At 37.6% G+C, this 22,247-nt stretch carries 20 protein-coding genes and 5 pseudogenes; 8 read left to right on the top strand and 17 right to left on the bottom strand.

Going from position 1 to position 22,247, the window contains the following annotated elements; genetic code table 11:
- Nucleotides 1–77: 77 nt before the first annotated feature.
- From EXN75_RS04345 to EXN75_RS04360, 4 genes are all read left to right on the top strand, one after another.
- Complete coding sequence (locus tag EXN75_RS04345) at nt 78–818, top strand: hypothetical protein (RefSeq protein WP_134842911.1); 741 nt, start codon at nt 78–80, stop codon at nt 816–818.
- Between the two features lie 282 nt (nt 819–1,100).
- Complete coding sequence (locus EXN75_RS04350) at nt 1,101–1,547, top strand: helix-turn-helix domain-containing protein (protein ID WP_134842912.1); 447 nt, start codon at nt 1,101–1,103, stop codon at nt 1,545–1,547.
- A gap of 13 nt (nt 1,548–1,560) precedes the next feature.
- A complete protein-coding gene (locus EXN75_RS04355; RefSeq protein WP_134842913.1) occupies nt 1,561–2,643 on the top strand; it encodes an AAA family ATPase in 1,083 nt (360 codons plus the stop codon).
- Nucleotides 2,644–2,970: 327 nt separating this feature from the next.
- The gene (locus EXN75_RS04360; protein ID WP_134842914.1) at nt 2,971–3,864 is read left to right on the top strand and encodes a toprim domain-containing protein; all 894 of its coding nucleotides are present in this window, start codon (nt 2,971–2,973) and stop codon (nt 3,862–3,864) included.
- 186 nt (nt 3,865–4,050) lie between these two features.
- On the opposite strand, the pseudogene EXN75_RS04365 reads toward EXN75_RS04360, so the two are convergent.
- From EXN75_RS04365 to EXN75_RS17595, 8 genes and pseudogenes are all read right to left on the bottom strand, one after another.
- Nucleotides 4,051–4,497 (bottom strand): annotated as a pseudogene (locus EXN75_RS04365) (IS1380 family transposase); the annotation flags it as partial.
- Between the two features lie 164 nt (nt 4,498–4,661).
- Entirely contained in the window at nt 4,662–4,856 is a 195-nt protein-coding gene (locus tag EXN75_RS04370; protein WP_134842915.1) for a DUF6712 family protein, read from the bottom strand.
- Between the two features lie 800 nt (nt 4,857–5,656).
- Nucleotides 5,657–7,921: an outer membrane beta-barrel family protein gene (locus EXN75_RS04375; RefSeq protein WP_246031285.1), complete on the bottom strand. Its 2,265-nt coding sequence runs from the start codon at nt 7,919–7,921 to the stop codon at nt 5,657–5,659.
- Between the two features lie 437 nt (nt 7,922–8,358).
- Nucleotides 8,359–8,589, bottom strand: coding sequence for a hypothetical protein (locus EXN75_RS04380; RefSeq protein ID WP_134842917.1), 231 nt, complete (start codon nt 8,587–8,589; stop codon nt 8,359–8,361).
- Between the two features lie 260 nt (nt 8,590–8,849).
- A complete protein-coding gene (locus tag EXN75_RS04385; protein ID WP_089542656.1) occupies nt 8,850–9,353 on the bottom strand; it encodes a hypothetical protein in 504 nt (167 codons plus the stop codon).
- 647 nt (nt 9,354–10,000) lie between these two features.
- A pseudogene (locus EXN75_RS04390) lies at nt 10,001–10,495 on the bottom strand (RHS repeat domain-containing protein); the annotation flags it as partial.
- Nucleotides 10,496–10,703: 208 nt separating this feature from the next.
- Nucleotides 10,704–10,790 (bottom strand): annotated as a pseudogene (locus EXN75_RS18125) (recombinase family protein); the annotation flags it as partial.
- A 4-nt stretch (nt 10,791–10,794) separates the two neighbouring features.
- Nucleotides 10,795–10,926, bottom strand: a pseudogene (locus tag EXN75_RS17595) (tyrosine-type recombinase/integrase); the annotation flags it as partial.
- A 1-nt stretch (nt 10,927) separates the two neighbouring features.
- On the opposite strand from EXN75_RS17595, the pseudogene EXN75_RS18610 reads away from it, so the two are divergent.
- A pseudogene (locus EXN75_RS18610) lies at nt 10,928–11,128 on the top strand (hypothetical protein); the annotation flags it as partial.
- A 375-nt stretch (nt 11,129–11,503) separates the two neighbouring features.
- Here EXN75_RS18610 and EXN75_RS04405 read toward each other — a convergent pair.
- From EXN75_RS04405 to EXN75_RS04415, 3 genes are all read right to left on the bottom strand, one after another.
- A complete protein-coding gene (locus EXN75_RS04405; RefSeq protein ID WP_134842918.1) occupies nt 11,504–11,947 on the bottom strand; it encodes a hypothetical protein in 444 nt (147 codons plus the stop codon).
- 901 nt (nt 11,948–12,848) lie between these two features.
- Entirely contained in the window at nt 12,849–13,361 is a 513-nt protein-coding gene (locus EXN75_RS04410; RefSeq protein WP_118120231.1) for a hypothetical protein, read from the bottom strand.
- Nucleotides 13,362–13,432: 71 nt separating this feature from the next.
- Nucleotides 13,433–13,999, bottom strand: coding sequence for a hypothetical protein (locus EXN75_RS04415; RefSeq protein ID WP_118120233.1), 567 nt, complete (start codon nt 13,997–13,999; stop codon nt 13,433–13,435).
- A gap of 814 nt (nt 14,000–14,813) precedes the next feature.
- Between EXN75_RS04415 and EXN75_RS04420 the strand changes: the two genes are divergently transcribed.
- Complete coding sequence (locus EXN75_RS04420) at nt 14,814–15,776, top strand: Abi family protein (protein WP_233524784.1); 963 nt, start codon at nt 14,814–14,816, stop codon at nt 15,774–15,776.
- A 21-nt stretch (nt 15,777–15,797) separates the two neighbouring features.
- Here the strand turns inward: EXN75_RS04420 and EXN75_RS04425 are convergent, their stop codons facing one another.
- Nucleotides 15,798–16,118, bottom strand: a complete 321-nt coding sequence (locus EXN75_RS04425; RefSeq protein WP_233524785.1) for a hypothetical protein — start codon at nt 16,116–16,118, stop codon at nt 15,798–15,800.
- Between EXN75_RS04425 and EXN75_RS04430 the strand changes: the two genes are divergently transcribed.
- Nucleotides 16,108–16,410, top strand: coding sequence for a copper resistance protein NlpE N-terminal domain-containing protein (locus EXN75_RS04430; RefSeq protein WP_246031286.1), 303 nt, complete (start codon nt 16,108–16,110; stop codon nt 16,408–16,410). The two genes, EXN75_RS04425 and EXN75_RS04430, sit on opposite strands and share 11 nt — an antisense overlap.
- 121 nt (nt 16,411–16,531) lie before the next feature.
- Here EXN75_RS04430 and EXN75_RS04435 read toward each other — a convergent pair whose 3' ends face one another.
- The 5 genes from EXN75_RS04435 to EXN75_RS04455 form a co-directional block, all read right to left on the bottom strand.
- The gene (locus tag EXN75_RS04435) at nt 16,532–17,221 is read right to left on the bottom strand and encodes a hypothetical protein (RefSeq protein ID WP_134842920.1); all 690 of its coding nucleotides are present in this window, start codon (nt 17,219–17,221) and stop codon (nt 16,532–16,534) included.
- Nucleotides 17,218–17,418 carry a hypothetical protein gene (locus EXN75_RS04440; protein ID WP_118120241.1) on the bottom strand — a complete coding sequence of 67 codons (201 nt, stop codon included), beginning with the start codon at nt 17,416–17,418 and terminating at the stop codon, nt 17,218–17,220. Before EXN75_RS04440 ends, EXN75_RS04435 begins: the two co-directional genes overlap by 4 nt.
- A gap of 410 nt (nt 17,419–17,828) precedes the next feature.
- A complete protein-coding gene (locus EXN75_RS04445; protein WP_134842921.1) occupies nt 17,829–18,383 on the bottom strand; it encodes a hypothetical protein in 555 nt (184 codons plus the stop codon).
- A 5-nt stretch (nt 18,384–18,388) separates the two neighbouring features.
- Nucleotides 18,389–18,676, bottom strand: coding sequence for an ORF6N domain-containing protein (locus EXN75_RS04450; protein WP_134842922.1), 288 nt, complete (start codon nt 18,674–18,676; stop codon nt 18,389–18,391).
- A gap of 158 nt (nt 18,677–18,834) precedes the next feature.
- Complete coding sequence (locus EXN75_RS04455; protein ID WP_118120245.1) at nt 18,835–19,260, bottom strand: hypothetical protein; 426 nt, start codon at nt 19,258–19,260, stop codon at nt 18,835–18,837.
- A gap of 465 nt (nt 19,261–19,725) precedes the next feature.
- Here EXN75_RS04455 and EXN75_RS04460 point away from each other — a divergent pair, with 465 nt between their 5' ends.
- Nucleotides 19,726–22,014, top strand: coding sequence for a BT4734/BF3469 family protein (locus tag EXN75_RS04460; protein WP_167639444.1), 2,289 nt, complete (start codon nt 19,726–19,728; stop codon nt 22,012–22,014).
- The last annotated feature ends 233 nt before the right edge of the window (nt 22,015–22,247 follow it).

The raw sequence follows: 22,247 nt of genomic DNA on the forward strand, positions 1-22,247 counted from the left end.
AATTAATTGAACAATGACCACAAAAATTGGCGGTCATCTCTCTTTTTGAGAAATGGCAAACAGTACACAGACATTTCGTGAACGACAAGGACGAATTGCACGGATTATGGACTATTCTTCTGGCAGCAAGATTTGGCTATCGGAATGAAGTAACAAATGGCGTAAAGACACACCAACGCTTTGTAGAGGACTTTGCTTGCAGCCACAAGCATGTGAACTGCAACAAGGTGGGTTGCAAGAATGTGCACAGGAGAAATCACAACATTGCCAAGCGCATTCTAATGGAACGCCATGACCTTGCACAACATCTATTCAACAGTGACGCATTCACATTGGAGGACTGCATAAAAATGAAAAACGTCTTTGATACGACAGATGCCCCTCCACCAAACATCATTTCTCATGAGGACGTTTCAGAAACGAAGCGTCCGCTATCTTTCGATTGTCACCTGACCAAAGAACAGATGGTTCGCATTGCCCACTGCGCAAATACGAATCATCTGTTTTGTGTATCAGAGGTATCGATTGACGACATGCAGTCCTTGTTGGAATGTAAAAGCAATTTCAGCCTTAAAGTAGAGAACACCCGTAATGTAGCTGTGCTATTCAATGCCCTACTGGAAGGCAACCTCATTGGTTGGAACTGGAAGAAAGCAATGGAGAACGGTGGACATCTGTTGTCAAGGAAGACCGGCAAGCCAATAAGTGCAACAACCCTGTCGAGTGCGCTATCAGATATAAAAAGGAAACCAACACCAACAAGTAAGCGCATTGAGGATGAGATAAGGGCAATAACAACGCTACGCCCCTCAATATAATAAGGTGTAAGTATGTATAGGACTTTCTGTGACAAAGAAAGGGTGTCCGTAGTTGGGTATACGTGTCATATTTATGAGAACGATCATAGCCAAACAGATGAAAAACGGCAGTAACGTATAGTAAGTGAAAGGAAGACCATGACAGGTACCATTACAATTGGCACTTGTCATGGTCTTTTTCTTTCATCGTCCTCTTAGCCACTATACCTTTGCACCCCGAAAGCATGCAGCTAACGGAAGGACGCTTCCACATTTACGAACAAACAAAATAAGAGCACAACGATGTTGAACAACCGAACAACTTTTATGGAACGACTCAATGACAGAGTGACCGCCATAGAAACATTGCTCCAAAAGTTGGAGCCTATAGAGGGACTATTGGAACGTCTGACACTATTAGAGGAGAATATCTACACAACCAAGAACGTATTGACCTTTATGGAGGCGTGTGTTTATCTCGGCATTTCGGAAAGCCTGCTGTATAAACTGACATCAAGTAAGGAAATACCGCACTACAAGCCACGAGGCAAGATGCTGTACTTTGACAAGACGGAACTGGATGCCTGGCTCAAACAGAACAACGTGCCTACATTGGGAAATATCATTGGTGATGAAGGCTGTGGCATGGGACGTGAAGAAGCCAATGCAGCATCAGAAGAAGAACAGAAGAAGAACAAGCGTGTGCCTTATTTTGCGAGGGTACGCTACTCCAAACGAAACAAGCAGTAAAGAGAACAGCTACATGATAATCAACGAAGAGCTACAGAATGTGCGTCTGTCACAGATTTTGAAGGACGCACTGATAAAGGCGACCGATACCTATAGTACGCCGCCGCAGATAATATGGATAGACAACTCAACAATAGCGACTTTGGGTAATTTCAGTGCTTCGACAGGTAAGGCGAAAGCGAAGAAGACTTTTAACGTCTCAGCATTGGTTGCAGCATCATTGGCAAATGGTCAGGTTTTGAACTATCATGCCAGTCTGCCAGAGGGCAAACGACGTATCCTCTATGTAGATACGGAACAGAGCCGCTATCATTGCCACAATGTATTGGAACGTATTCTGAAATTGGCAGGACTCTCAACAGCTACGGACAACGAGAACCTTGACTTCATCTGTCTGAGAGAGTACACACCTGCCGTAAGGATTGATGTTATTGACTATGCACTGAGCCATAACGAAGGATATGGACTGGTAATCATTGATGGAATCAGAGACTTGCTCCTTGACATCAACAATGCAGCTGAATCGGTAGAAGTAATCAACAAGATGATGGAATGGTCATCCAAATACAATATCCATATCCACTGTGTGCTCCACCTGAACAAGGGGGACAATAATGTGCGTGGTCATATTGGAACCGAAATGAACAACAAAGCAGAAACAGTGCTTGTTATCAGCAAGAATACCAATAACCCAAACATCAGTGAGGTAAAGGCACTGCACATCAGAGAGAAAGAGTTCAAGCCGTTTGCATTCACTGTAAATGAACAGGGATTGCCAGAACTGGCAACCAATTATGATAGTTCTGAGGACGAACATAGCAAAAGCGCACCGCTTAAATATACCGACCTAACCATAGAACAGCATGAAGAGGCTTTGGTATCAGCCTTTGCAGGTAAGCCTATCAAGGGCTTTGAGAAAACCATTCAGGCAATGATACCTGCATACGAGGCTATAGGGTTCAAGCGAGGTCGAAGTGTGATGGTGAAAGTGTTGCAGTACTTAATGAACGACTTGAAGTTGGTGAAGCTATACGACAAGATGTTCTATTATGGAGAAATTCCAACAAACGTGCAACTGTTTGAGGAGGACAAATAAAACACTTTAGCAAACACTTTACTTTACGGGTGTGCCTATAGAGGATGAAGTAAATGAAGTGTTTTTGAAGTCCCCAAAAAGACCATATGTGACAAGACGCAGCGGGCTTAAAAAGACTTCAGATTTTGGTTTACTTTATGGGTGTGCCTATAGAGGATAAAGCAAATAAAGTGAATTTGGAATATGAAGTTCATAAACTGGGGTTACAGAAAAATCTATCTGAAAACACTTCAGAATTTCGTTTACTTTATGGGCATGCCTATAGTAAGTGAAGCAAACAAAGTGATTGACAAGTAGTAAAAATGGAATAAAAAGCAAGTAATAGTAATGGATATTTCAGAAGCTAAGAAAATAAGCATAGTGGATTATCTTGAAAAAAAAGGATATACCCATGTCAAAATGCGAAGAGGGCAATATTGGTACCGCTCACCATTGCGTGAAGAGAAAACACCCTCGTTTGTAGTGAATAACAATCTCCATGAATGGTATGACTTTGGAATTGCAGAAGGCGGTGATTTGATAGAGCTGGGCAAACGTATGTATAACACAAATGACATACATATCGTTCTGACTATGATAGAACGTGATAGCAATGGTCTGGTAAAAGAGAAAAAGACAGAGCTGCGTCCATCGTATACAAGCGTAGAAGTAGAAGATGATATGATTGATTTGCGAGTGATGCCACTAAGGAACTATGCCCTAACATCCTATCTCCAATCAAGAGGTGTTGATATTGGAATCGCCACAACTTTCTGCAAGGAGATTCACTATACATTGAGAAATAAGAAATATTTTGCTATCGCATTTCCAAATAAATCTGGTGGTTTTGAGGTACGCAATCCCTATTACAAGGGATGTATTAAGAACAAGGATGTTTCTGTCTTTTATCATACCAACGGAATGACTCAGGAACATATATGTGTTTTTGAAGGCTTTATGGATTTTCTGTCGTATATGACATTGCGCAAGCAAGGCAATACGGAAATATGTGTAGACGGTATAGTTGATGTGTTAGTGATGAACTCTGTTGCCAACCTGAGAAAGTCTATGGATTTTCTGGACCCATACAAAGAAATCCACTGTTATCTCGACAACGACATTGCCGGACAAAAGACAGTGGAGACATTTGTCGGACTGTTCGGGGAAAAGGTAAAGGATGAGTCGGCAAGGTATCGTGAGTATAAGGATCTAAATGATTTGCTGCGAGGGAAAAAGCGGTAAGAACATTTGGTGGTTATTCAATGAAGGGTCTTTGTTCAGTGGTATTGAACATTGATCCCTCATTGAACATCCATTCCCTATAAGCAGAACCATAACGAATTAAGTTATTGACTAATGATTTCCATGACCAAAGGACATAGCTGGATTTGGTGTGTTACCTCAAATCCGCAACTATGCGCATCATATTATGAACTGGTGGTCGAAGTCAACGTCATACCCCTCGCCCTCTTTCAGCTGCCCTGTGGACAACAGGCAATTGGGGAACAATGTATTCAGCTTGTCTGCCGTGTTGAAGTCATAGGTCTTGCCCGTGTCTGATGTGTAGGAAATGTTATCCTGGGTCAGTTCCTTTATGGCTCTGAGAATAGTGTCGGCACTGCATGTGCGAAGTGTCGGATAAAGCGAGAGGTGGTACATCAGATGAGTGGTGACATCTTCTATGAATGAGCCGCCACAGAAATAAACGCTCATAAGCGAACGGATGATTTCGCTGTATTGATAACCATACAGCTTGCATCTCATACCAAGGGTTGAGTCTATAACAGATGAGAGCTTGGAGTCAAATTGCTCCATTATTGAAAATATTCCTCCAAAAGGAGTGAGTTCCTCAGATTTAATTTGTATTTTTGCCATGTCATATCAGAGTTTTGCTTGTTTATTTTTGCAACACTAAGATAAGTGAATTCTTCGACATGGCAAAATCCTGGGCAACTTTTTGTTGCTCAGGTACTTAAAAAGTTATATTTGTAATAGTGTTGCGGAATTAAGGGAAGAAATACCCTCCACACTCCTTTTTTTTATCCATGGTCTTCAAAGAGTTTGGCGGTGTCGGAGTTTTTCCATTCAGCGAATACGTTGCCCTTGGCTAAACGTATGCTGTTCACGATGTCGATGATGCTTGGTATCGGGTATTCACCGATGCGGAGGATAGAGAACTCAATGGCAGAGATGCGTTGGTAGAGGCGTATGTAGGAATGATTTAAGGAAGTCAAGGGCGGTGATGGCACAGACGAACTGGCGCAAGGTCAGCGTGGCTTGCTGCTTGTCGTGTTGGACGAGGTAAACGCTGCCGTACAAACGGCAACGCACGAGAATGTTTGCCCAATGACACAGGCATAGTGTTTGGATTTCCGCCATGGGCTTGTCGGTGGCAAGTTGGCGGAAGAAAAAGAGGAGATGTGGGTCGGACAAGTCCGCCCACGACTTGGGGAGAGATAAATTAAAAATGCTTCCATACTGCGAAAGTACGGAAGCATTTGGGTTGGGGAAAAGACAAGGGGTTATGAATGACAAATATCGTCATAATGGTATTTTGCATACAATTTGTCGAAATGGGATATATATTATATTTAGTGACATCGATCTCACTCAGTGAATATTTTTCTTTTATTTTGGGATGTAACGCGAATGTATTAACATAGATTTTTATGTATCTATCACGACTGCTTATTTTGGTCGTAACAAATTCCAAAAGATTGCATTGGCGTAAACGACACATATCATAAATATAAGTACCATTGTTGCCAGTCCTGCCAAAACAAGATGTATAGAATGGTGATTTAATAAAACCCTTTTTAGCAAGGATTGGAACAACATCCTTTATAAAAATGTCGTTGCGTATTTTAAGAGATTCTTTATCTGTAATTTGTTTGTAGAACATAGCCGCTAATTGTATGATTTTCTATCACGTTACACTACTTAAAGATAGTTGAATATAGGTAAAAGCTATCCATAACTATCGGTCAGACTATTCTTGTTGCCGGTCCAAAAACTTTGTATAATTTTCATTTTCTTATTTCTTTATATCAGGCAAGCGATTAGTTTCATTGTTGCTGATGTTTATATCTGCCTTTTTAGCTTTTTGCTTGCCGAAATTATAAGTCAATCCCACACGGAATGAGGTATTGTCATTGTTAATTCTGTTTCTAAAGACATAATCTTTATATTCAGTTCTGTTATTGCTCTTAGTACCACTAAAGATGTCTTGGGCTTGTATATTCAAAAGAAGTTTGTTCTTAATAATATCAATCTTGCATCCTAAGCCGACACAATCGATGTTTCCAGTGTGAAAGGATTCTTCTATTCCTGGAAGCACATGATAATAGTTCGCATAAAAGTTCAAAACTTTGTAACGGTAACTTAAATTGGCAGAAAAAGATGTATTCAGACTTCGCAAATCTTTGTCATCCAGCTCGTCAACGTAAGATTTTGCTTTAACGTAGAACATAGATACACTTGAATACAAATTGAATTTTCCAAATGAGAAATTATAACTAACATCTGTACCAAAAGTATTAATGGTAAGACAATTCTTTGGAGAATACTTGGTGAACAAGTCATCCACTACCTGAGTCAGATTCTGTATGGCATCAGATGTGTGATAATAATACAGGTTAAAAGAGAAATTTCCTTTAAACACATAGTTAAACTCCAAATTGTCCATGACCGATGGTGTAAGTCTATCGTTACCTTCGGTGTATGTGTAGGTGTTACGAAAAACACGTGTAGGATTCATATCATTCATAGAAGGTCTGTCAATACGTTTGCTGTAGCTTAAGGCAAAGGAATGATTATCTGAAGGATTGTATGAGATTTCTGCAAATGGGAACCAGTGATCATATTTATTAGAAACGGACAGCCCTTCTAATGTTATTCCATCATCATTGGTGTGTTCATATCGTAAACCAGCTTTGGCGTAAAAAGAACCAAACATTCGATTGACATCTGCATAGAAGGCTGTTACCGTTTCTTTATATAAAAAACCATTTCTACTTCCAAACTCAGAGACGTTATTGGTCCTGAAATGGGAATATTTTCCACCTAACTCAAAATTTAGCCAAGTAAACGGAAGGTTTAAATCTGCGCTCAGGGTATTGACGATATAGCTATAATCATTATTGCTGTTCGAGAAGTTGTGTGCTGTACTCGAATCAAAATTCTGATTAATTTTGTCAATGACATGGATATAGTTGTAATTTACCGTTACTTTTTTGCCTAAGCTATCAAGTTTCCAGTCCACATAGGGGGAGATTGTCTCCAAACGGTATTTATCGTGATTCGACTCGGAATAAGAATTCGATGGACATGCGTCTGCATTGAAAGTCATCTGCCCCATTTGGTGAGCTTTACTGCGAGAATTATTTAATGTTGCAAAAAATCCCAAATTCAAATCGCCTAATTGGTAATTGCTATTTAGATTCTGACCTAGTATGTCATACCTATTTAAAGTATTGTCGGTCGTAAAGCGCATATAGTCAGGATAAGAATAAGTATTCTGTACTATTTGGCGGCGCTTTTCATTGGAATTATTTATTTTGTATTCAACAGAAAAATTGCCTGAGGAAAAAGACAGTCCAATTCCTTCTTCTGCGCTAAAGTGAGAGCGTTGTGTTAACACCGTGTGGACATTCCCATCAAACCCCACAGGCTTACTCTTTAGAATAATATTGATTACTCCGCAATTGCCTTCTGCATCAAATTCGGCAGAAGGATTGGTTACAAGTTCTATTTTGCTTACATTTTCAGATGGTAAGGTGCGTAGGTACATATCCAAATCTTTACCATCTAAGTTAATGCTATGACCATTAACCAAAACAACTACACCGTTTTTGCCAATAATCTTTATTTCATCACTTGTCGGATCTATACGAGGAATATTATGGAGCATATCTCGCATATTGAAACCACTGGCAAAGGGACTGTTTGGAACAAGATAAACAAGTTTGCCAGCTTTCTGGCTAAATAGTCTGCGCTGAGAGGTAATCATCACCTCATTCAGTGTGTGCTCCTTCACAGTCAACATGATATCGCCCAAATCAACATTGTTGTGTACGTCAATGGTGTCAGCTTTTAATATATCACCTAATTGTCTGTATCTGACGACAAACTTTCCTGACGGTAGAGAGAATGTAAACTTTCCTTGATTATCAGAAAAACCACTGGAGATAGTTTCTCCATCAAGATGACTTACTATTATTTCCGTGGCTTCCAACGGTAAAGAGCCTGCAGCTTTATCAAATAGTCTTCCTGTTAAATTCCATTCTTGAGCAAATGCCATATTATTCGAAATGGATAATGCTATAATAATTATAAACTTTAGTTTCATAATAATGCAATGAGTCCGCTTGAGAAAATTTTCTGCTATCCTTGCATGACTTGGTAACTATAGTTTTTAAAGCCTTAGCCATAGGAAAGAAAAACTCAAGTTTTCTCCTTTTTTAAATGTTATACATATTGCGGAGGTATACAGCCTCTTTCTTTCCATTTGCAAAAGTACTAAAAATGCAGATACGAAGAACTTTTATGTTGATATTTTAAACTGAATTAAACTTAATAACTGAAAACATTATTGCAATTCCTGTTATAGACGCTAATATTCCCCAAAGACAAATATAGTTCATATTGTTTTGCTTTTATGTTATAACTAAAGAACGATTGGCTATTGAATTTATTGCGTTGATTTGCAGCATAATCAGAAAACGCACAATAATATGTCTAACATTTTTTCCATGTCTCACCAAGCAGAGATAACTTGGCGACACGCATATTCAAGTCATATATACTTTTCCGCCAAAGGAGCGTCTCTGAATTCCTGTTCTCCATCCAGCTTCTGTCGCACCATTCAAATAGGCCGATTACACTGGTACATCCTACGACGACGGTGACAATCGTGATGCCAAAAGCCATCCATCGGCAGACATGCCCGGTCTGTTTCTTGTGTTCCATTTTGTTGCTGATTTTTTATAATTCTACTACATTTTGATATGATTTAATTTGTTTGAACTGGCAAAGTTACGGTTGGAATGTCACAATCAAGAATTTTCGCAGCATTTATAACAACTTTTATGGAATAAAGACCTTTATGGGAATGCGATGAAGATGGAGAGGGTTGCAATCATACAATTGGGCATACAAAGACCTTTGTATAATATCTTATAAAAAGGGACTGTGCCATTTCACACAATCCCTTTTTGAAAGAATTTTAATTAGTCTATATTGACTTCAGCTTTATAGCTCTGATAAATTTCTCCTCTATTATTGTATTTAAATAGAAAAGCCGAAATAACAGGCGATCCATAAATGCCAACCATTTTATCTTTTGGTAGGATGTCGCATCTTATCATTCCTTTATATGGCTCCGAAAAATTTGCTATATACATACAAGAATCACAAGTTTCAGGACCGAATATAGATAATAAAGCTTCAGAATATGTTGGAGCGTTCCAAATAAATTTTTTCTCTATTCGATAAGACCAGAGAATTTGTTTGGTCTGAGTATCAACCATATCTGAAAAAATATCCCAATCAAGATCATAAATCGAATCTGAAACACACAGTTCTTTTGAATGGTAATAAACTTGCAGAATATCAAATGCCATATTTATAGCTCTCTGCTCATTTTTATTACCATAAATGATATTCTGAGCTGCTATCGTCAAAGAAGCCCCCAAAATGCACATCAAAAAGAATATTCTCATAATGATTCTCATTTTGTTTTAATATAATGAGCCTTTTTCCCCATGGAACTATTGTACTTCAACGAAGTTAAAGCCGATTCATTAAAAGGAATAATATTACCTTCTTTTGTATGGATCGCTTTATAATTTAACCTTTCTCCATAATTAAACCCTTGTTTGTTGAGTTCATTGCGGATTATATTCATGTTATCAACAACTGGTCCAGTTCCAAAAAGTTCTGTAGAATCATGATAGTCTCCACCTATTGTTGTATGATGAAGTTCATGTATGAAGGTCATGCCAAAACCAAGCGTATTGCCATCTACACCAACAGCACCTTTAACCATGTTACTGATTTGCTCAAAACTGAGACCTATTTGAGTTCCAGATGTAACAGTACGTTTAGCATGATAGGATACTTCTATCTCGGTTTTGTTGTCAATCATTTTTATCAAGAAATTCCTTGCAGTTTTACTTCCTGCATCTATTTCTTTTCCTTTTTTGTTGGTAATCTTATTAACAATAGGTTTTCCTTCATCATTTTTAGCATATTGCAACTTGTTATCCTTGTCCAAACTGAGTTGTAATCCCGTTTGAGAAGCCAAATCTTTTATTACAGACTGAGTTGTTGACAATTTAAGTTGTTCATCAGCCAAACGAACTTTTGTCATATCAATTTCCATACCTGTAGGATCTGTATATTTCAGCGGATTAGAAATAACATAACAATACGTTGACACATTGGAATATTTTTCCTCTTTGGGATCTATAGAAAGCCAAAGACTCAACCTCGGATCATAGTACCTCGCTCCATAGTAATACAATCCTGTCTCCTCATCGAATTCCTTCGCATTGAAAAGATAAGGTGTATTCCAAATGTTGTTGCGTTCCTCAACAAAGACTTCACCGAAAGGCACATACTCAATATGCTGCACCACCTCGCCGTCAAGGTTGGTGATGTAACTACTGCTACCCAAATGGTCTGGGTGGTAGTAGAACTGCATCTTCTCGTATGCGTCGCCTTCTTGGAAGTTATTCTTTGCAGCTCTCACCAAAGCTCGTGTCTGAGCAGCCTCCAAGCTGCCGTCATTGCAGCAGAAGCCCTTGCCATCGACATAATCGTTGTTGTCCTCGCCATTGTACGGCACTGCAAAGGTTGCCTCCTTTTTTTCTATTTTATCTGTCATATTTATATTCATTTTTCCAATATCACAAATTGTGACTTTGAACATTACCATATTTAACAGCATTCAAAGGTAGTGCTTTTAGCCTATAAGCCACTATTGCACAAACCCTTTCTTTGAAAAGAACGTAAAATCAATAGTATTATTGCGGTGATTGCACTTTTAGTAATCGCTTCATTCGTTGTACGGTACTTACCCCTTAACCACTCAACTTTGCCACATCCTGAACGGAATATCCCTTGCGGAGTAAACTTATTACTTCTCTATATTCGGCTTTCACCTGTTCTTCCCTATTTTCCAAGAGACTTGAACATCTTGTTGATGCACTTTTTCTTCTGTTCCATGTTCGGGTGAACATAGAGATTAAGGGTTGTTGTAATATTGGCATGACCGAGCAGTACGCTTACGGTCTTGTAGTCGCACAATGTTCATTACATCGAAAAGAACTTTTCTGTATGCCCAAATAAAGAAGTTATTGAGAATGTGAGAACTCGTGTAAATATTTACGAGGACTCAATTCGCTATCATAACGAAATGATACAGATGGCAGCAATTAAAGATAGCATTGCTAATAGCCTATTTAAAGAGGTGAATGAAATTAAAAAGAAAATTAATCAGAAATAATAGACAACGACCATCTGGTACAAGCGCATTCTTCGCTTCGAATCGGGTAGGAGGTAAATACTAATCATAAAAGGCAGTTGCTCCCTATTTTCACATTTACCGACCTCCCACACCAGGCTTATTAGGGACTTGCCCCATTAGATAAGCTCATGCCGAGTATACCAACAAAAAAACGTGGGTAATCATAGGCTTATCCACGGATTTTTATGTAAATGGAGAAAATAGTATAAATCTTCATTATTGGGAAAACTATACTGAACAAAATGCAAATAAACTGCATTAAACTATAACAGTGATAGCATGACACAGTTTAGCTTACACTCTCGTTAACACACTAATTCTTGTAGAACCATAATAAAAAACTCCCCATAGAGTTTACTTTTGAATAGAATTTACGTAAATGACAAGATTTTTTGCCTGATTAACAAATATAGAATCTCCTTTTGCTTCATAAGAAAATAATGTATTATTATCCAAAAGTTTATCCTTACTAATCACAACAATTCTAACCAAAGGAATCCCTAAATAGTTTGCGAGTTTTTTATCAGATTCTACTTCACTTTTAGTATAGGATATTATACCATCACTCCTATACACATCTACATTTTGCAGTTTATTTTTAACATAATAAACACTCTTTTTTATAGTATATTTCTCCCCTTTATATTCTATCGTTCCACAAGAATTATTATATTGTAATCCTGAGGAAACTTCTTTACAATATATTATATTGAAAGAATTATACTCTTGCGCCATAGAGCAAGAGTATAAAATATAGGTAAAAGCGTAAAGCGTAATTAAACAAATGTGATTTCTCATTTTATTGTTACATTTACAGTTTGAGGTCTTTCATTCACATTTCACCCATGTCGTAAGTAGAGGTCGTTACATTGCCCTCCGTGTCGGTGACACGGACAAAACGCTGTATGGCGTAGTATGGAAAATGTTTCGAAGATGCTAACGGAATTATCCTCAGATAAGCCCAACTGAATTTTAAGGCGGTTTATAACCTTGTTTTGTTGATACTTTCATGTTGCTCGTCTTTTATGTTATAGCTAAAGAACGATAGGAATTTGAGAATATTGTATGGAATTGTTGAATTAATCAAAAAAGTGCTGTAATATTGGTATAGATTCCGTTATTGGAATATATTGCGGTGTATTACCGTCTGATGTTGAGACAATACTCACATTAAATGCTGATGGTACCTATTTGTTGATACAGTCATACAATGAAAGTAGAACAAACAGGAAAGGTTAAGAGGTACTTTCCAAGTGCTTGACGGCAACATCTTGATGCTTGTGCATCCTTCGAGCGGGGACAATCTATTTTATAAGAGTGAGGGATACAAACTTCATTATTCTTATAGACTCGTTTGGCAATGAAACTAAAAAAGAGGACGGAAAGAACTGTATTCTGAATAAGAAAGTATGGAGAGTGTAAAATAAACTGTATTGGACTATAATTGTTATAGCTTGGCACTGTTTTACACTCTCTTCCATTTAGACATTTCTAATATGATGAAATGCTCTATTTGGGCGACTTTTCTCCACTATTTATATCAGTTGAGGATATATTTTTGCAAATATGACCTACAATATACTCTATCGGAGTAAAAAGCTCAATATCATTATTCTCAACTAAATCTTCTATTGAAGATTTTACAAATTCCCAAAGCCTGGATGCCTCATATTCTTCATAGGGAGGTTTCAATTTCTAATTATTTCATTTTCTGTTTCAATGACGATATTGACCTATCAAATAAGGCGACATTTATTTTCGACACATTATAATAGCCTACACTTATATCTTTCAATAGAATATCCTTCCACATTAATTGATTTTCTTGAATTCCCTTCAATTTAATAGTATCTGGTTTTATAGGAATTTTGTTCTTTGTAAGAAGCTCGTTAATTTCTTTAATTAGTTTCGAGTTTTGAAAACGAAGATTATATATACTATCCCCTAAAAGACTTATATTTCGTTCATTTTTACAATAAAAGAAACCACTTAAATAGATACATGAAGAATCTTGATATCTAAACAAATATTCAATTTCTTCTGTTGTATAGTTGATTGACAACATGTATCCTTTAGGTACACAGAGTTCGAAAGTTTTATTATTTAATTGTAACTTGACTTTTTTGAGTTTCTCCTTAGGCAAATTATAATTTGCAATTGCAGAAAATGTTACTAATAATAAAAAAAATAATAATGTAAACTTTATTTTCATCTGTTCTATATTTTTAATAACAACATGTTCGTACGATGAAATATGTAAGCAATTTTATCGTACGAATTATTTTACTTTTTATACCAATATAGCGAAATTGGAATATTTTTGTCTGCTAAAATAGAAGGACCATCGCCCCCTACATAATTACCTGACGGGGCTTTTGTTGTTATATAATAAGTTCTTAAAGGTCGGTTTAGTTGACCACGCGAAATATTCTCACTATATACAGCCTGCCATTCACTACGTTCCAAACCGTTGTGTGAACGATTATCTTTGATGATTTTCTTTAACTCCTTTTCTATATTTTTTTTACATCTATATATTTTTCTTTTGTCATCTTTTATATAATCATCACATATGAAAAAAGTCTGATGATAATTTGTTCCTTTTATAGTTAATACTAATCTTGGAGGCAATTTGATTATGTCACAGAGAGTTGCATTCTGTAAGAGTTCATACAGTTCTTGGATTGAAATATCATCATTAATAATATATTCATTATCATCAAAATAATTTTTTACCAATATTTGCTTACAAACTTTTTTGTTTATAAGATTAGGATGTATGCTATTTTTACAACAATTCCATAAGCAAAACAACCCACAAAAACAAAATATTTTTAATAACTTATTCATGAAGATAGTGTATTTTAAATTATAAAACTCATCCAGCAAGATAGTAGAACCTTTTACTTGTGGAAATTCGCTTAGGTGTAATTAATTGAAGTTTCGCAAGTGAAAATTCAATAACCTTATAATCAACAGAAAAGCCATCAGTCTCGCTACCAGCATACTGGATGCGGCGTGGGTCTGAACCGTAAGAGTCGAAATATCTATTCATTCTACCTCCGTTTTTAAAGTGTTCTATTTTGGATCAAATAACAAAGGACGTTTACTGGCGATGCGCTTTAATACTATATATCTCCATCTTGGATAAACCAAACCACTTTTTACCTGAGTCCTTAATGGATGCACCTATGTGATATACACAGTTCGCTGCTCTCCTTTTTTTTCTATTTTATCTGTCATATTTATATTCATTTTTCCAAAATCACAAATTGTGACTTTGAACATTACCATATTTAACAGCATCCAAAGGTAATGCTTTTAGCCTTTAAACTACTATCACACAACCCCTTTCTTTGAAAAGAACGTAAAATTAAGTATTTTAACTCGCTCTAAATAGGACTTTGATTGAATATCAAGAACTTGGGCGTTTGCCTATATTATATAGGTAACAATATGGAAACGAGCGGACTTCTGCTCGTTTCTGTATTTTGCAATATACAAAGAACACCTTAATTCGGGGACAAAGATACGATAATTTTCTAAATATCCAATGAATTACGATGAGATTTTTATGGCAATTAGAACTTTTTGTGTAAAATCCCATGCATGAAATGCAGTTTTCTAAGAAAATATTTGGAGATTCCGACAAAAAAGCGTATTTTTGCAGCAACAAATCCCACCACGCCTCTCAACGATGCGTACCACGGTGGGACTTCGCTTTTTATATGGGTATATGAACTACGACAAACAACCGATAAATATAGATGAACAATTAGCCTTGCTCCAAAACAGAGGACTAATGATAGAGGATGTAGCTACAGCCAAATTACAGCTTTGCAATATCAGCTATTTCCGTATCGCTAGTTATCTTCGATACATGGAGCAAGACCGACAACATCATCTTTACAAATCCGGCAGTACATTCGAGCAAGCCATCAACCTTTATCTCTTTGATAAAGAACTACGCCAACTTATATTCACGGCTATCCAAGATATTGAGATTTCTCTCCGAACCAAGATGATTCAAGTGTTCTCAATGGAACATGGGGCATTTTGGTTTATGGATTCGTCATTGTTCAAGAATGCAGAGTTTTATGAAGGTTGTCTTGACAATATAAAGAAAGAGGTGTCTCGCTCAAATGAAGATTTTATCAAGGAACATTCCGAGAAATATAATTATCCAGCTCTTCCACCCGTGTGGAAGACCTTGGAGGTTGTTTCATTTGGTACTCTTTCCAAGTTGTTTTGCCTGTTTAAGGACAATCGATTAAAGAAGCAAGTGGCAAGAGAGTTTGGACTTCCTCAATACACTTATTTGGAAAGTTGGATAAGGTGCATTACCGTACTTCGTAATTGCTGTGCTCATCATGCACGTATATGGAATAGGCGTTTTGCCTTGAAACCTCAATTACCGAACCGACTTCCTCTCAATTGGATTACTCCAAGTCAGAAGCCTATCAAGTTGTACCATCAGCTATGCACCTTATTATATTTGGAACAAACTATTAAACCTTGCATGGACTTGAAAAGTTCTCTACTCAAACTCTTTGCAAAATACTCTAATGTAGATTTGCATGCCATGGGATTTCCGCAAGGATGGGAAAATGAACCTTTATGGAGATAGTAGGCGGTGTTCGGATATAGCTTATCCGAACACCTGCTGCCATAACGTTTTGTTGCTGACGATGATTCTGACATCAACTTTCATGTATTTTTGCAACACAGGGACATTTTGCTCCTGTGTGCACATTGTGGCTATAGCCATAAAATAATTGCCATCTTCCCTATGTATGAGTTCGGCGTTATGGCGTATGATGTCGCAATTATAAGATGCATTGTTGCTGCCCTCGAAAGATACATGAGCCATCCTTGGCTCATCGAAAAGATACAAATACTTGTATGGCACAAACACATGCACTGTTCTTTGATTGATGACCTCACCATTAGCCTCTGGCATGGATTCCATAGCAGGAACATATTGTGGTGTGTTGCCACCTGATGTTGAAACAACACTCACGTTAAATGCTGATGGTACCTATTTGTTGATACAGACATTCAAAGAAAAGCAGAACGAGCAGGAAAGGTTAAGAGGAACTTTCCAAGTGCTTGACTACAACATCCTGATGCTTGTGCATCCTTCGAGTGGTGAGCATACCTTCTACAAGGTGAAGGATGCCAACCATATTATTCTGATAGATTCGTTTGGTAACGAACCTAAAAAAGAAAATCGGGATAACTATGCCCTAATAAAGAAATGAAATGTAAATAAACTGTGTTTACCCATTGTAGTAGAACACAGCTTATTTTACACTCGAACCAAAGATGGACTTTTACAAATTATTGTTTACAAAGACATATTGAATAGTAAACACACTAAGATTATTGTTGCTTTTTGTAGTATTCACCTCTCCATTTTATACCATTTGGTGTAACTTGTATATACTCTCCTAATAAATAATATTGATTGAAAAGTTTATCTGTTACATCAGGTAGATTTATAATAATACTTTTCTCAGTATTCAAATCCACTTTATACGGATACTCGTAGTATAAGACACCAAAGTATTGGCCTGCGGGATTACTTTCGGTATAATACATTGGTTGGAATGTAAATCTGAAACTTTTTGGAGAATTAATTCTATTACGATTCAATACTATAGTACATGTCCCTTTTTCTGTAATCTCAGAATACGAAATAGTTCCACAATAAACATTAAACTTTATAGGCATAGTTGTATTCGGAACTTTGAAAAGTATTTCAGCAAGAGTTTTATTACCAGAAACTTCTTCGATAATTAAAATGTTTTTAAAAGCACTTTGCATCGGTCCTTCTATTGAATTTATCTCAAAAAAAGTATCGCTGACTTTAGTTATTTGACAAATAGCCAAAGGAAAGCTCTGTTCCCCCTCTATAGAAGAGGAGGAATAGAACTTTAGTGTGTCATTTTTAATTTCTATCAATTTTGAACTGGTTTCATTATGATAGATACCATTTTCAAGTTTTTTAGATGTTTCACCAAAACTAACCAATCCTATAACTGACAAAAAAATACAAAATATAAATCTCATTTATTTTTCAATTTTTGTTGACTCTTCAAAAAATCAGAATAATCTTTAATCATTGGATAGCCATATCCACCATTCGGATCTTTTATGGAGCCTACATAATGAACATTTGAACGAACTGTTGAGTGCTTCAAACTATTGAACCGGTCGCAATTTGCGACCAGTTCTCCTTTATCTTGATGTTCTATATTATCTGCCATATTGCTATCTTTATTTTTGAGATCACAAATTGTGACCTTAAACGTGTTGTTACTTATTATTGTATGCAAAGGTAGTGCTTTTAGCCTTTAAACTACTATCACACAACCCCTTTCTTTGAAAAGGACGTAAAATCAATAGTATTATTGCGGTGATTGCATTTTTAGTAATCGCCTAACTCGTTGTACGGTACTTACCCCTTAACCACTCAACTTTGCCACATCCTGAATGGAATACCCCTTGCTATTGGCTATACAATTCCCGCTATTAGGGCTTGTTAGGGACTTGCACCCATTAGAATAAGCTCATGCCGAGCGTACAATAAACTGTGTTAAACAATAATTATTATAGTTTAATACAGTTTGTTTTACACGCTTGCAATTGCTTTCTTTTACTATTCGGCTACAAGCTATTAGTTTACAGAAATGGAAAACAGATTACCATATTTAGAGTTATTTGATATTGTTTTAATATTATGGTACTCTATACTATGTTTGAGATGTAAATATGAATACGATAAATTAGAGCTATTATAAATTTCAATATCAAAATATTTATAATCAACGGTTCTAATGGTATTGCATTTTATCCTCTGTAACATATTTCGTATTGAATCAACTTTTGAATAGTTCCATCCTAAGTTTTTCAATAATAGATTAAAATTCTTGTTATCTAACCTTTGTGAGTTAGCTTTTTGAGTGACTCTTTCTCCATTAATTACATTTTTGCTCATTATAATAATATCAACACTATTATTTTTATCATTAATATTAAAATTAACATAGTTTTCTTTTTTTAAATTTATTGGAATAGAGTTATTAAATAAATTAGTAACATCAAAAAAAAGCTCTGCATTATTTTCAAATTTTTTTTTCATCCACAACACATCGCGACTCTTACTGTAATCACATGATTGCAGCAGTTGTAAAAGTATTAAACCAAGTAATATTTGCATTAAATATTTCATACCTGTTATTTTAAAATTTCTCTAAAGGAATGATATTCCTCAATCTGTGATTTTGAACATTCCTCCATTGTTAACTGAAGCCTAAAATCAGAAGGGAACCTCTGAATGTTACGTTTGACTGCTTGGTTCAAAGTTCTTGTCTCTACACCATATAGCGTTGCCAAGTCTTTGTCAAGCATAACTTGCTGTCCTCTAATTACTTTTATTAGAGACTCTATATTATCCATGACAACCAACTGGTCACAATTTGTGACCAGTTCGCCGTTTTCTGTCTTTTCCGTTATGTCTGTCATATTTATATTAATTATCAAAATCACAATTTGCGACCTTAAACGTATTGTTGTTATATTGCGTACAAAGGTAGTGCTTTTAGCCTTTAAGCCACTATCACACAACCCCTTTCTTTGAAAAGAACGTAAAATCAATAGTATTATTGCGATTATTGTGCGTTTTATGTCTTTACAGTATCTTTTGCTATATCTTGACTCCACTCCTTAAAAAACGCGAAACGAAAGCCTTCTGGAAAGAGTATGATGCCTGACGCTTCCTGAAGGACTTTAAAGATATCATTCAAAATGCTGACGATTTTGGGCAGGCGATTTTCTGGCTTCTCAAAATACAATATGATATAGAGCAGATAGAAAAACTCTGCAAAGGTCAGAATGCCTCTTCGCCTACTGAGATGATTGATCGTGGTTCGATCTATGCCGAATTGGGCACCCAACTCTGTCATCGTATAGGATTCTCCCGTCGCTGGATTAAAAAGATGATGAATTAGTTCGGAATAACCAATAACTAAAGTACTCATATCAATATTGTGGGCGCTTTTCACATGTGATGCTAACTTCTCTTTTATTTTGTTTTTGGTTTGTATCATGGAATTGTTATTAAGTTTAAAAAAAAGCAACTTGCTTTTAATAAAAACTTAAAAAATGGCCATTTATTGTACGGTCGTACATTTTTCTCGCCAAAAAAATCATTTCTACCTACTTTTGCTGCACGTTTTTAAAATTAAAATAAAAAATGAATACAAAAACAACAACCATAAACGGCAGGTCTCCACCCTCAAAAAAATGCCTTTTAGAGGTGTGAACCCTTTTTTACAGGGTTCACTTTTTCGGGCAAGTGGTGAACCCTTTCTTTTTAAATATATATAGACAACGCGTATATAAAGATATAAAGAAATGATAATCAGATAGTTATAATACCCTTATTTCTACCTTATTTCGTATAAAAAGTAGGGTAAAAGCCTCACTATTCACCAAACCTTCACCTAAGGTTCACTCTAATGGCACTTAGAAGAAGATACAAAATTTTTAACAAAATAATTAAAACCTACAAAATGAAAGTTAATCAAAAGGGAATGGATGCCCTTCATCGTCCATCATTTTTTCAGTCGCTCAACTCTAAAATGAGCTGTCCGATCAATGATCTTCCTCAGATCGAGTCTTACATCACCCGGGATACTTCTATCAAGGGCTTTACCGAGGCCTACAGAAAGCGCTTGGCTATCGGAAAGAAATGTGCGGATGAACTGAAAGCGCTGACTCCGGGTATCTCCATCGCCGTGGAATTTGACGGCAAAGGCAGAGAGATTGACAACATCAAGGGGGCTACTGGCTTGGGACTCATTGACATCGATGGGCTGGATGAACTGGAATTGGAGGCGGTCTTCAGTAAAGCTTCTCTTGCCAGCTACTCCTGCTGCATCTACCGCACCATCAGCGGTCATGGTTTGCGCATCTTCTTCAAATACAAAAGACCGGATGACTGCAAGCTGTCGATGATCGACCTCTACGAGTTGTCTCTTAACAAGGCTATCAACTTCTACGAGATGCTCTTGGGGAAGGAGGCTGACAGGAAGTGTACTGACTTCACCCGCCTTTCGGGGTTGGCTCATGATGAGAAGGCGTTCTTCAACTGGGATGCTGCTCCCATCTGTATCTCTGACGGGGATATCCACAACTTTGAACTAAAGAACACAAAGCCTACTCCACCTCACGACGCCGCTGCTGTCAAGAGAACCAGAAAACCGGGTGGCGGCAGAAAGAAAGCATCGAGCATCTGCCAAAAACCTACCATGGCCTTGGTGGCTCCTCATGTAGAGAATCTCATGAAGCAGTGGGGATTGACATTTGAAAGTGGCAGTCACAATGATTACGTCAACCGATTTGCCTGGACCTGCAATCTCTACGGCATCCAGAAGGAGGAGGTGATAGTCTATGCCCAGGAGCATTTCTGCGGCGACTATGCCCCAGCCATCAGCGTGATCAACTCCTGCTATAAGCATGGCACCAGCCGCTTCGGTTCCTGGACTTTCTATACCAAGGATCAGGATCTGCCAGCCCGCCCTACCATCCGTTTCATCAAGCAGTGGCTGCTCTCCCGTCTGGAATTCCGCCGCAACAAGATGACATCCAAGATTGAAATCCGCAATCTCCTCGTGGAAAATGCCAAATACAAGAAGTGGACCAACTTGGAGGATACCATCAAGAACTCTATCTGGGTGGAGATGAACGAATCTAACATGGACGTTTCTATGAAAAAGTTGGAGGCTATCATCGACAGTGATTTCAGCATGGATTTTGATCCGTTGGAAGAGTACCTGAAAGGCTTGGCACCTTGGGACGGTAAGCATGACTACATCGGCGAACTGGCTGACCGTATCACCATCGAAGAGTTACCGGGTTACTTCCACGACCAGGAGCAGTTCCGCTATTTCTTCAAGAAATGGTTTGTCGGCATGGTTGTGGGTTGGGTGAATCCTACTGTGATAAACCAGACCATCCTCATCTTAGTGGGCAAAGGTGGTATCTACAAGACCACTTTCTTCAACTATCTGCTGCCGCCAGTTCTCAGAGCATACTTCCTCAACGATTCTTCTGCCAACTACATGGATAAGGATTTCCTCGAGGCGTTCTTCAGCATGGCACTGATCTGTCTGGACGAGTTGGAGGCCATCTTCGGCAAGAACCTGAGTGCCTTCAAGAGCAACATGACCAAGCAGAAATTCTCTATCCGCCGTCCTTACGACAAGTACCGTTCGGAGCTGAGACACAGGAGTTCATTGGCTGCCACGAGCAATTCCATACAGATTATCCCGGATGAGGAGAACCGCCGCTACTCTCCTTGGCAGGTGAAGTGCATCGTCAGTCCGATAGAGAATCCTCTTGAGTACGACAAAATCTATGCTCAGGCTGTGGCGCTCGGTCAGAAGGTGGTGGAGAACCGCAAAAAGGGTTTGAAGAACGACTGGGTATATTGGTTGACCAACGAGGACATAGAGAAAATGAAGGTGCACAACAGATACTTCATGGTTGTCAACTTGTCTGAGGAACAGGTGAAGCGTTTCTACACCGTGCCGGACATAAAGAAAGCTGAGCAATATGGCACCAGACTGAAGTTCCGATACAATGCGGAGATCATGGAGCGTATCTGTACCAATCCTGCAATGCGCCAGAACATAACTTCTCAGAGTATCGGCTACACCATGTCAAGACTTGGTTTCCCTAAAGCTCACAGAAGCAAGGGAAACGGCTGGTGGGTCATAGAGAAAGAGGGTGCCGAGATCAATACCGATGCGCTCTTTTCTATGGCGGATGCACGTTCAAAAGAGGAGGATTGCAAATAACTTATTTAGAGGTCGGAAATGACTTATTTACGAATTGGAAATGACTTGTTTGTAGATCGGAAATAACTTGTTTGCAGGTCGAAAATGACTTGTTTCTGAAAATATATGTCTTTAACTGAAAGTAGTATACACCTTTCTTGTTATACTTACTGATTTACTATACACATAATTTACTTTCTTACTAAAATACTATACACAATCAGAAAAGCCTTACTGAAATGGTTTACACATCA

It is taken from the genome of Segatella hominis (assembly GCF_004535825.1).
GTDB lineage: Bacteria > Bacteroidota > Bacteroidia > Bacteroidales > Bacteroidaceae > Prevotella > Prevotella hominis.